The 11,754-nt window shown below is 36.8% G+C and carries 12 protein-coding genes and 1 pseudogene; 8 read left to right on the top strand and 5 right to left on the bottom strand.

Going from position 1 to position 11,754, the window contains the following annotated elements; all coding sequences use genetic code 11:
• The first annotated feature begins 515 nt into the window (after positions 1–515).
• The 4 genes from ACYQY7_RS12910 (at position 516) to ACYQY7_RS12895 (ending at position 4,298) form a co-directional block, all read left to right on the top strand.
• Entirely contained in the window at positions 516–1,118 is a 603-nt protein-coding gene (locus ACYQY7_RS12910; protein ID WP_461202642.1) for a hypothetical protein, read from the top strand.
• Between the two features lie 88 nt (positions 1,119–1,206).
• Positions 1,207–2,397, top strand: coding sequence for a hypothetical protein (locus ACYQY7_RS12905; protein WP_461202641.1), 1,191 nt, complete (start codon positions 1,207–1,209; stop codon positions 2,395–2,397).
• A 65-nt stretch (positions 2,398–2,462) separates the two neighbouring features.
• Positions 2,463–2,669: a hypothetical protein gene (locus ACYQY7_RS12900; protein ID WP_461202639.1), complete on the top strand. Its 207-nt coding sequence runs from the start codon at positions 2,463–2,465 to the stop codon at positions 2,667–2,669.
• A 300-nt stretch (positions 2,670–2,969) separates the two neighbouring features.
• Positions 2,970–4,298 carry an AsnC family protein gene (locus ACYQY7_RS12895; protein ID WP_461202637.1) on the top strand — a complete coding sequence of 443 codons (1,329 nt, stop codon included), beginning with the start codon at positions 2,970–2,972 and terminating at the stop codon, positions 4,296–4,298.
• 941 nt (positions 4,299–5,239) lie between these two features.
• Here ACYQY7_RS12895 and ACYQY7_RS12890 read toward each other — a convergent pair.
• From ACYQY7_RS12890 to ACYQY7_RS12870, 5 genes are all read right to left on the bottom strand, one after another.
• Positions 5,240–6,313, bottom strand: a complete 1,074-nt coding sequence (locus tag ACYQY7_RS12890; RefSeq protein WP_461202635.1) for a HaeII family restriction endonuclease — start codon at positions 6,311–6,313, stop codon at positions 5,240–5,242.
• A 17-nt stretch (positions 6,314–6,330) separates the two neighbouring features.
• On the bottom strand, positions 6,331–7,338 hold the full coding sequence (dcm, locus tag ACYQY7_RS12885; RefSeq protein WP_461202634.1) for a DNA (cytosine-5-)-methyltransferase: 1,008 nt from the start codon (positions 7,336–7,338) through the stop codon (positions 6,331–6,333).
• 13 nt (positions 7,339–7,351) lie between these two features.
• On the bottom strand, positions 7,352–7,651 hold the full coding sequence (locus ACYQY7_RS12880; protein WP_461202632.1) for a hypothetical protein: 300 nt from the start codon (positions 7,649–7,651) through the stop codon (positions 7,352–7,354).
• An 89-nt stretch (positions 7,652–7,740) separates the two neighbouring features.
• Positions 7,741–7,914, bottom strand: a complete 174-nt coding sequence (locus ACYQY7_RS12875) for a ribbon-helix-helix domain-containing protein (protein ID WP_021095998.1) — start codon at positions 7,912–7,914, stop codon at positions 7,741–7,743.
• A 200-nt stretch (positions 7,915–8,114) separates the two neighbouring features.
• Complete coding sequence (locus ACYQY7_RS12870) at positions 8,115–8,702, bottom strand: recombinase family protein (RefSeq protein ID WP_461202631.1); 588 nt, start codon at positions 8,700–8,702, stop codon at positions 8,115–8,117.
• A gap of 486 nt (positions 8,703–9,188) precedes the next feature.
• Between ACYQY7_RS12870 and ACYQY7_RS12865 the strand changes: the two genes are divergently transcribed.
• From ACYQY7_RS12865 to ACYQY7_RS12850, 4 genes and pseudogenes are all read left to right on the top strand, one after another.
• Positions 9,189–9,824, top strand: a complete 636-nt coding sequence (locus ACYQY7_RS12865) for a ribbon-helix-helix domain-containing protein (protein WP_461202630.1) — start codon at positions 9,189–9,191, stop codon at positions 9,822–9,824.
• 207 nt (positions 9,825–10,031) lie between these two features.
• Positions 10,032–10,208 (top strand): hypothetical protein, encoded by a 177-nt coding sequence (locus tag ACYQY7_RS12860; protein WP_461202628.1) that lies wholly within the window; start codon positions 10,032–10,034, stop codon positions 10,206–10,208.
• Between the two features lie 19 nt (positions 10,209–10,227).
• A pseudogene (locus ACYQY7_RS12855) lies at positions 10,228–10,344 on the top strand (RNA-guided endonuclease InsQ/TnpB family protein); the annotation flags it as partial.
• 656 nt (positions 10,345–11,000) lie between these two features.
• Positions 11,001–11,267: a helix-turn-helix domain-containing protein gene (locus tag ACYQY7_RS12850; protein ID WP_461202644.1), complete on the top strand. Its 267-nt coding sequence runs from the start codon at positions 11,001–11,003 to the stop codon at positions 11,265–11,267.
• Positions 11,268–11,754: the final 487 nt, after the last annotated feature.

The raw sequence follows: 11,754 nt of genomic DNA, 5'->3' as shown, positions 1-11,754 counted from the left end.
GGCCGTCCTGTTCCCTATGGGCTATGGGCGACACTAGGGGGCTTGGGGGAAGTGGACAGGCCGTCCTGTTCCCTATGGGCTATGGGCGACACTAGGGGGCTTGGGGGAAGTGGCGCTTCTTTTGTTCTGCACGAGAATTTTTGAATATCTCCAATAATGTCGAAGTATAATAACGCATCTCGGGATGAGGGGCTTCGCTCGTGTGGAACGACATCAACTCAACTACGTTTCGTTGTGTCGTTCCGTTCGCGCCGTTGTCATCGCCTGCGGCGAACGTTCGGTCCTGCGGACACTCACTTGAAAACGGCGCGACACTCGCTCGCCCCTCTCGGGGTGTTGTCCTGCTCCGTAAGCCAAGCTTCAAGCGACACTGTCGTGTCGCAAGTCGCAAGGCAAACTTCGCAGGACAACTGTCTCGCAATGCTCATTCGCAATGCTGTCGCAAAGCTCATGAGCAAAGCGAGACAGTAAAATCCTTGCCCCACAATATATCTGCAAAGAAAGGGGGACACGACATGCCAAGACGCAGCAAACCCTATATCACACAATTCTTCCAGCGAGACCGATTAGCTTTTACCGCCATGTCTCGTGTCGGTCACGTCACCAAAGACCATCTGAAGTCGTGCGGTCTTGCAGATAGTCGCATTAAAAACTACCTCAAAGACGGTCTTATCGAGAAAGTCGCTTACAAAGATGGTAACAAGGCGGGGGAGTGCTATAAGCTAACCAGAGCAGGTCGAGAATTAGCCGAAAGGCAGTGGGCGATACGGGGACATTATCATGCCCAAAGTCCTTTGCATGACATGTCGTTAGCAAATAAGTATTTTTCTTTGCCAGACCATCTGCGAGACACATGGAGGACAGAGACAGAGGTACGAAATATGTTTCAGGAACAGTTGGTGCGATTTAGAGATCAGGGAGAAGAGAATCTGGCTAAATTGTATGAGGATATGTTAAAGAGTGGATTCATTAGCATGCCTGATGCGATTTATACGAACGAGAAAGGAGTGCAGGTTGCTTTCGAAGTTGTTACTAATTCTTACGGTCGTGAGGAGTTGCAAGCAAAAGAAATGTTTATTGGAATCATGAATTTGGATTGTGAGACTATTAGAGTTTAATTTTAATATTTTCTTTTGCTAAAACGGAAATTTTGACGTTTTTTTGTGTTAAACATTGTATTTTTCATTATGTTTTGGAGGTGGCTTTGTGGGTGTAACCAATCGTATAAAAGAGGAAGTTTGTCAGCGTTATTCTAGTTATCTTAGATTGATCTACTGTTTTGGGAACAAGGTTATGTTACGAAAACAACTTTTTGAGTACGCGAAGTTTTTTGGATTAGCCAATGATTACCATGATTTCCATTTGCAAATTAAAGAACTTGTGTATGCTGATATTTTGAGACAAGAGTTTTTTGTTGCACTTGGTCGCTCCACGCAACTACACGTCTTGGTGTTGAGGAAATATGCTATTCGTTTTATCGAGGCAAAGCAGAAGAGTTACGAAGTCTCGGCTGTTCCAAAGTCAAATAGTAATGAGCGAATTTTGTTAAGCTTATTCAAAAACGCTTTTATTTTACAAATTATCATTCCTCGTTTTATAACTACTGGCCGAGATTTGACCTTTGACAATCTTTTTGATTACATTTGCTCACTTGGTAGTAATATTCTCTATAAAAAGAATGAGTCTATTTATTATTTGGATAATTTGTTAAAAAAACCAGATTTATCTCCTTTTGTTAAGGTTAATGAGTTGAAACATATCATTTGGAATTTAGAAGAAAGAAGAGAAAAACAGTTAAGAGGTCTGTGGAAAGGGGCAAAGATGGGGAGAGGTAAGGGAAAAGGAAAGGATCTCATTGTTAATGAAGAAGAAATTAGACAAAACCTTTTGCGTTATCAGTATCATAGAAATCGAGGTAGTATAGATGTCATGGACATTGTTTCAAAGAAGGATAAAAAGATAATAAATTATAGCATTGATAACATGTTTGGTGTCCATGCCTATATTGTTCGGTTGTTTAGAGATGGAACACAGAATCGAATTCGTATAAGTGTGTGTTTCTTTGATTTGAATAACTCTCAAGATATTCATAAGTTTACTAGTAATATTGCTTGTATGTATCAGATGTTCGTGAGGTATTTCAACATTCCCGTCTTTTTACATGTTGGCATTTTCGCTTTGGATGAAGAAGCAAAAAACAATATTGTTACGAAGATGGAAGAGAAAGTAAAAGATTTTTTCACTAAAGAAGAGAAGAAAACCAAGATTGATGCCACACTCGAGAATTGGGGTATAAACGCTTTTATGAGGACACATTTGAAAATTTCGGTTTCCCATCTGGACTTGACTAATCGTTATTTTGATGGGGTGAAATACAACAATCTTTTAAAGGGGTAGAAGGATTCATTCTATGATTGATGAAAATATTATTTGAATTTTTGATGGGGAGTGAGGAAAAAATGATGGAACTATCCATTTTAGAGATTGACTTAGATGTGGCGAAAAGGGTCAGTGAAGAGGATGTTTTTGAGGTTGTGTACTCGATGCGCAATGAATTGCTTGGCATGAATGTCGGTGAAGAAATTCTGGTGGAGATTGGAGACTTAGCCATAATTGTCGAAAGAACAGAAAAGGGTTTGTCTGTATCAAAATGCTTAGAAGTTTTTTAAGTTGTTCTTTTTTGTCGAATTATGTAGTGTTTAATAGGAATATGTGTATTGTTGTTGAACAGTGTAGAAATTTGATAGAATATTGGTAACACTTATTCTATAAGATACAGAAAATAAAAAAGTGGCTGCACCCCTCCTCAGTACTGGCAATACTGAGTTGCAACCACCCACACATTATCCTAAGAAGAATAATACATTAAATTGTGCGTGCATTTCAATAATCATGCACTATATTTTTTCATGTAATTTTTAGGGTGTTGCTATATAGGGGATGCGGCCACGTTGAAGGGAGTTTGAAACGTGGCCTTTTTGTTACAAAAGTTTCAAGAAAACGAAAAGACAATTATTGAGAATTGGTATGATTGTTTTTTGTCTGAAACGAAAAAAACAGGCTTTGTATGTACATTTTCTTTGTTGGATAAAAAACATTGTTTCTATGGTTTGAATGATTTACAAAAATTAATTAGAGCCTCAAGAAGAGGTTTGGAAGATATGTATTTGAGTTTAAATGCTTTTGAGTATGGTTATCGAAAAACAGGTAAGCTGAAACAAATTCGTAATATTGGTATAGATATCGATTGTTATAAGGTGGGTTTGCCCGTTCCAAAAGTACGAGAGAGGATCATCGATCTTGTTTATAAGGGGATAATACCGAATCCTAATCTAGTAATTTTTTCGGGACGTGGACTGCAAATTATTTATTCTATTAGTGGTGGGGCATCGCCAACAATGGCATTTCTTACGCAGTATATTACAGCTCAATACATTTCTAAATTGAGGAATTTAGGTGCTGATACAACTACAACTGATGTTACCCGAGTTTTCCGTTTGCCTGGTAGTATAAATAGTAAAAATGGAAAACAGGTAAGTGTGGAGATATGGAACAAAATAGAATACGATTTGGCGGAGTTGTATGAGTATTGTACACCATTGGAAAATCGAAGAAAGTCAAAAAAGAGCAAGAAATCTATTAAGGGAAAACTCGTTATTCTCAATAATGAGGCAGGATTAAGGACTTTTTATAGTCTGAATAACGCTCGTAAGAATGATTTAGAAACATTGGTTGCTTTAAGAAATGGAAATATTGAAAAGAGGAATGTACTGACTTACATCTACTCTTACACTGTATCCTTAATCTTAAAGAACAAACAACAGACGATAGATTTTGCTCTGCAATTGAATGAACACTTTCAAGATCCACAAGAAAAAAGGGAAGTGGAACGTACTGCGGGCAACGCTTATGACGACGCTATGGAGTTTTTTGTCGAATTCAAAAAAAGAGACTTTAAAATGTGGTATAAGGCCATGGATAACATAAAGAAACCCATGGCAAATAGGACAATTATTGAATCATTAGACATTACGTCTGAAGAAATGAAGCATATGACAACCATAATTGATGCTAAAGAAAAACGTTTCAGGAATACGGAGTATCAGCAAAATAAGCGTCGTTCTCAAGGTATTTTAACAAGAGAACAGTATATTAAGGAACATAACAACAAGCTGGATGATAAGTTGTTTAAGCTGCATGATCTCATGCAGAAAAAGCCTAATGCTAAAAAATCAGAATTGGCAAGGGAATTAGGTATTTCTCGTACGCACTTGTACAGGTTGTTGAATTATCTTTGAGAATGTTGCTGATATAGAGCGAACTACTTTGGAAGTATAAATGATTCAATTTAAATCAACAAATAGCCATATTTTTAAATAAATATGGCTAATTTTACGCCTTTAAGCATATTCCATATATCTTTTTCAGGTATATTGAGTTTTTGGAGACTAAGGAATCTACAGTTAAAAATGATAACAGGTCCTTTGAATTAGTGATAATATATCAGACGTGATTTACAACGTGTTCTATTCGAGTGTGCAAGAAATTAGAAAGAATGTCCAAGCCTTTATTCAGCGAATCAACCAGAAACCAGAACAAACGATCGATCGTTTGTGTGTTCAGTTGTAAATCTTTAATTCAACTTATATAGATCCCCACAGAGAAAAATAAAATATATCTTTAACCCTTTAAGTAGCTTTTTCTTATTCAACTATCGGGTGCTTTACTTCAAGAAGCGTAAGGCAAAATTTTACCAATTACGAAATATCGAATCCGTAAAAAATTTTTTGCGACGGGCTGGAAAACCTCGACAGGAACATAAAAAAATAAGGCTAGGCATTATTAGCCTACCCCCTCTTTCATTAAATAAATGATCAATTTGGAAATTCCTTCGTTCACAAAACTTATGCAAGGAAGCCCCTGTCTTTAGGCATGGGGAGGAATTGCGCCTTACGCAAGTTCCGCTCCCTCTTTTCTGTAAGAATGTTCATAGGGTTTTCCCCTTTCCTCTGCTTACGCAGGTCATATTCTCCTCGACCATGTTATAGATGCTTGTTACGTGCAAAGCACTAGTGCTACCCACCGCACTTGTTTAACCTTGCACGACAGAGGGTAGGGCTGGAGAAGCACCCCACCGTGTCATGACATCTATAACGTAGGCTCTGTTTCAAGCCTTGGTCTGGTCAACATGGGGCTTGCAAGCCCACGACTTTAGTCGTTGGGTTGTTGACTTATTCGACTATTTTTGGTTTAAAACCCAAAGTCCTTTTTTATGATTCTCAATGCTATATCCTCTTTCTTCAAGAAATGGGTCAATTTGAAGGGTAGATGGAAATTCTTCATGAAATTCTCTTTGTAAAGTTTCCAGTAGGTATTGTCCCATTTTGTCTTTGTATTTGCTGAAACATAAATCATACCATTCTTTTAACTGGTCTTCTGTAATTATACCTTGTATCCGATTAAAACCAATTTGAGTTAAAATTGATTGTATTACTTTTGCTTCTGCTTTCTTACAGACTATAACAATTTCATCAGCACGAATACTTTCTGCTATATCATCTGCTACCTCTTCTGTTAAAGTTAAATGCTTTACTTGAACTACTGGACCAAAATTTGTCCACATATCCAACCCTTTATCAGCTGCGTTAGTAACACCAACGCGGTAAATACTTGCGTCTAAATACTTTGATGGTGAATCTGGGTTTAAACCAATAACTAAGCGTGTAAATTCTCCGAAGTCTTTAATCAATTCTTCATCAAGATTATTTATTGTTAATTTTACCTCAACTTCAAGGTACTTGATTATAGTGTAAAATAATGAATAAACAGTAATTTCATATATTTTATCGATACTTTTCTTTAATGCCTTTTCACTTTCAAAAATGTTGAGGAATTCACTGAAACTAAAAGTATCCGCAGTACTTCGAACAAGATATTCCTCTACTTTTCGTACCATCATAAGACGTTCTCTGAAAGTATGATAAATATAACTTTCAACAATACCATTATTTTCTTCATTTTCTTTAGCAAGCACAGCGATTAGTTCAGGTGGAATCGCATTTTTTTCAAATAAATTGTCTTGGAACTTCGCACTTGAAGTACAAACTCTTCCTACAAGTCTTCTTGTGACATCGTCCCGCCATCTTTTTGATTTTGTGCGATAAGTATTTACATCAGAAGGGTCAATCTCATCTAATTTATTACGATGGTGATATAGAATTTCAGCAATTTGAATAGGCTTGTACATTAAGACCCTTTGTTTTTTTATATGATTGTCTAATTTTTCTTTAGCTTGCTTTACGGTATATGACATATTTTACCCCCTAGAGATTAAAACAGAACAAGTTGTTCAAATTTTTCTTCTTCTTTTTCTTCTTCCCTTTTCTGATTATTAACACTACTGTTAACAACTTCTTGTTTATCGTACAAACAAGCTAACATTTTTTTAGCAACTGCACGTATCACTGGGACAGCAACACTATTACCAGTTTGCTTTCTTATTTGTTGGTCGGACACCACTATTTTAAACGATTCTGGAAAACCTTGCAATCTTAGCAATTCTCTAGGGGTGAAACGCCTTTTGCCGTTTACTAATTGATAGTTATATGAAGCACCTGCACGTAAGGCACAAGCGAAGTCATTGATACCGATATTGCCTGATTTATTTTCGTGCCATACTGAAGGGTAAAAAATATCTTTATCTTTCACTTTTTCTAGTCGCTTTTCTATGATCTCAGGTGAAGCCCAATATCTTTTATCAACATCTTCGTCTTTTTCTAATATATCAGCTAATGTTAATCTTTTTTCATTAGAACATTTCGGAAATTCGAATTCGATATTATGGTCTAAGAAACCTACAATAATAATACGTTCTCTTTTTTGCGGTAATCCAAAATCCAAGGCATTTAGAATGTCATATTTAACTTTATAGCCTAAATTCTCTAGTTTGTTTATTATTACCTTTAATGTTCTTCCCTTGTCATGTGATTTTAACTGTTTAACATTTTCTAACAAAAAAGCGGGCGGTCTTTTGTATTCTAATATTCTTTCAATTTCAAAAAACATTGTCCCTCTGGTGTCAGCGAATCCCAGCTGATTTCCCATTATTGAAAAAGCTTGGCAAGGAAACCCCGCTAAAAGAATATCGTGATCAGGTATAGCCTCACTTGGAATTTCACAAATGTCCCCCGCTGGTTTTTCACCAAAGTTTGCCTCGTACATTTGTTGTGCAAACTTATCCCATTCAGAAGAGAAGACACATTTTCCACCTAATTCATCAAACGGAATTCTAATTCCACCAATACCTGCAAACAAATCAATAAACTTAAAATTATACACCTCAAATACACCCCTATTTTCTGTTTATCATTTGTTCTAGTTGCAAATATTTAACTCTCTGATAAGTTGCATACCTTGAACGATATAACAAATTACTAGCCTCAGGAATAGTTAGTGTACTTGCGTTATCTTCAAGGAATTTGTCTTCATCAGAGGTCCACCGCCTTTTAATGCTAGGGGTCGATATTTTATGTAAACCAATTTTATAAGCAACGGTTAATAAGGAATATAAGTCAATATTAACTTCTTGTTGTAAGTCTGTTAACGGTTTTTTTCCCCAACTGTTTAAAAGAAAATTCTCAATATCTCTCACAAACCTGTTCACCACCACTGTTTTTCTTTCTGCTTAGTGATTAGTTTACCATAAAATTTACCTAAAATTAGCAAGAAGGCTCCACCTCTTTAGGTGGGAGATGAGTTGCTTTCTTTTTCTTGACGTTCTGATTGCTCAAGAGCCACTTGCAATAGGTGAAAAATTGCTTGTGTGCGAGTGCCAAACCCTTTTTGTTCTTTGTATTTGTCTACTCTCTCTAAAAGAGTTTTTGGAAAACGTAATACAACTGATTGTTTTTCCATGCTTTCACCCTTAAAAAATGATATACATTTAATATCAACTATGATATACTATGTATATCATAGCATAAAAGGAGGTGAAAGTCATGATAGTTAATAAAGCATATAAATTTCGAATTTATCCAAATATAAAATTGTATTGTTGGATCGATCATATTTATTACGAAAATTAAACGGCATAAATAAAAAGAACACGAACCACATTAAATCAGTCCGTGTTCCTTCGCTTTTCGGTACAACGTTCCTCGTCCGATTCCCGTTATCTCTAATATATGTTTGACCGTATATCCGTTTTCATCACGTTTGGCAAATAATTCTAAAGCATGTTGTAATTTCGGATTTTTTTCGGTGTACTTCGTTGGTCTGCCTTTATATACGCCCCGCTTTTTTGCATCAGCAATACCAACTTTTTGACGTTCCAACATGAGTTCCCGTTCAAATTCAGCAAATCCGCTTAACATCGTAATCATCAATTTGCCGATTGCCGTCGTTGTGTCTATTGTGTCACCGCCCATATTTAGGACGACAAGCCCCACGCCTTTTTCTTTTAGTTCATCAATCGTATTTAACATGTGTTTTGTACTTCTAAAAAGGCGGTCTAATTTCGTAATAACAATTTTATCGCCCTTTTGGACGGTACTTAGTAACTTTTTTAATTCCTTGCGTTCAGCGGTTGCCCCGCTTACTTGTTCCTTAAAAATTTTGTAGCAACCGTATGCCTTTAATTCGTTTATTTGTCCTTGCAAATTTTGATGTTCAGTAGATGTTCTTGCATATCCGTAAATAGGCATTATGCATCATTCCTTCTCACTATTTTGGTACATGTAAATGGTACATAGTAAACTGCAGTACGTCAATAGTTTGATAATGTACCATATGACCACGGTTAAATGGGACGTTATGCCCCCTTTAAGTTGTACGGAGTGCCGCCCATTTCTGCGTATCAGCTGGCGTTTACACGAATACGGGAAAACATTGATATATCGCTATTTGAAACGATATGGAATTTAAAATATGTAAACCGTTGGAAATATGGATTCCACTTCACCTATGATTCGTCTAATGTTCACCTTAACTTCGTAATAGCTTCACATTCCCGTGCGGTATGATTCACATATGATTCGTGAATAGTTCATTCATGATTCACACGTAATACATCATCACTTCACTAACGATTCACCTTTTTTATATCTCGATGGCAATAAATGATGATATAATGAAGGTGAAATGAACGTGAATCGCATGTGAAGGAAATGTGAAAGAGAGGTGAAACGACTATGCAAATGCCCGAAACGGACACACCACTAGAAATAATTTCGGACATTTTGGAACGAGTGAATGGCGGCACAAAAACCGCAGTTCTTTGCAAAGAAATTGGCGTTGGTGAAAAGCGATTACGGGAAGGACTAAAAAATGCGGGCTATGAATATTCGCAAAGAACGAAACGATGGGAATATGTAGGCACATCACCAGAACCGCTAGAACGGTCTATTTTCGATTTTATTCAGAACGCAAGGGAAAACATTAAGCCCGTAAATAAAACGGCTGAAAAAGGCAATATGAAAGCGCCAAGTAAACCGAACAACAACGTTAATAGCAGCGGTGTTTTTTCCGCTGAAGAAATAGCGATATTAAAAGAAATGATTGCGAACTACAAAGGGCGTTCCAGCACGCCCGCAAACGACACAAAACCGCTTTATGAACGAATAATGTCGCTGGATACATCAGAACCCCGTAAACGAAAAACAATCATCATACGGGATTCAATAGCGAAACAATTAGATAATTTTGCGGAACAGACACGATTCAATAAATCTGATATTATCGAATTGGCAATATTGGATTTTATTAGAAAATATGAGAAGGGGGAGGACAATGAAGGAATTTGGAAAGGAAATCGCAACAACGTATAAAGCAGGAACGATAGAAATATTTCACGATTCGCGAATATTTAGGCGACGGGGATTATAGTTGATAAAAAGACCGCTTATTTTCGTTTATAAGGCGTTTTAAACGGGCGGGGAATGGTTTAATATTAGGACAAACAAAAAAAACGCGTTGACGGGCATTTCAAGCGCCTTGAAACACGTTTAATTCCAGTGTAAAGGAGAAGAAGAAACATGGATAATCGGCAGGCATTAGGATATATGTTGTTGGCTTGTCAACGATTGGGATACAGCAAAGAACAAGTCCGAAAATTGTTTGGTGAGATGTATTACCTTTTCGATATTTACACGGAAGAAGAAGCGGAAGAAAAGGGATTTCATTGGTATCATTCGTTAGAGGACGAGAAATAAAAAATAAACGCTAATTTCAACCTATATATTTTGTTGTAAAAACTGTCACTACCAATCCAATGATGATCGAGTGGGTGCAATGAATCTTCAACGAAAAGGAATTGAGTACATCGTTGAAGAAACCATCCAAGCATGACTTGGGTGGTTGGGTAGCCGTCAACCTACCCCGATGTGACACCAAGTTAAGGTAGGAGTGCTTAGCACGTTGGTACTACTGGGTCGTCGCAAGCTCCCACTTAACTTCTGACGAAGTTTGAAGTGGGAGCAGTTGACTAAGCCCTGCTTTTTTATTTTTGGATAAGTCAGCCTGTCAGAATCTGATAGGTAGGGTATCAAAAATTGATAGGATAATAAGTACAAGTATTTAATAATATATTTTTTTTATAATAATATATAAGTTGCAATAAAGAATTTCTGATTGTTCGTTTCTGTTTTACCTCCATACAAGTCGACTTTGATATAACGTGGCGAGTGATCGGCTGGATGGAAAATAAAATTTCAACTTATATAGAAGAGACAAAAAGAAAAATCATAAACACAATAAAGGTATTGGATTAAAATCCAATACCTTTTTAAATGCTAATTATATTGCTATTTTCTTATCAAAAACACATCTAAAACTCTTGATAATTAGAATGTTTTTTTACTTTTTCTACTTCAAAACTGAACTACTTAGGTTTCATAATCCTCTTTTTTTTATTTCTTTTTTGTTTTCGCAATAAAATAAGTATATAGACAATAAAAAAGGGGTGTAGTTGCACTGTGGGAAAAGATCGGATAAGTTTTTCTGATATGGTACGCAAAAAAAGGAGCGAGTTGAACCTTTCGTTAAGGGAGGTTTCGGAGTGTGCAGGGATTCATTCGTCATATATTTGGAAGTTGGAGAAAGACAAGACAAAAGTTCCTTCGTTTTTGGTGGTTTGTAGTTTGATCGAGGTATTGCATTTAGACATTGTAGAGGTGTTTTCCGTTTTTGGGTATAAAAATTTAATCATTGACTATTTAAAAGAATATCAAAGTGAGGATCGAGCAAGGAGAGAATATCGCATGTACATGTAAAAGAGTTTATGGTTGTTTTTCCATAAACTCTTTTTTTTATGTTTTCATGGCATAAACAAAACTTTTACATAGTAAATAACAAATGATTAATAAGTAACTAGTGGTGATAGTTGAACGCTAACGCTCAACTAGCCCGAGTGTTACAAGCGAATACACAATATGCCATCTAGTGCCAATTCAGATCCTGAAATCTGTGGAGGGGGTGCAAAATCTTCATGGGGGATCGGTGAAGGAAAAAGTGTAACCTTGTGTGTCAGCTTAAACCGCAGTTAATTGTATAGGTCGTCCTCTTTTTTTCTCTGCTTTGCTTGCTACGGGAATTATCACCCTTCGGGTGTCCTCGGGCGTCCTATGGAGGGGGTGCAAAATTTTCAGGGGGGATCGGTGAAGGGAAAAGTGTAACCTTGTGTGTCAGCTTAAACCGCTATTAATTGGACAGGCCGTCCTGTTCCCTATGGGCTATGGGCGACACTAGGGGGCTTGGGGG

The sequence above is a fragment of the Anoxybacillus sp. TBDG-1 genome (genome assembly GCF_054815885.1).
This window is presented reverse-complemented; position numbering and strand designations above follow the sequence as displayed.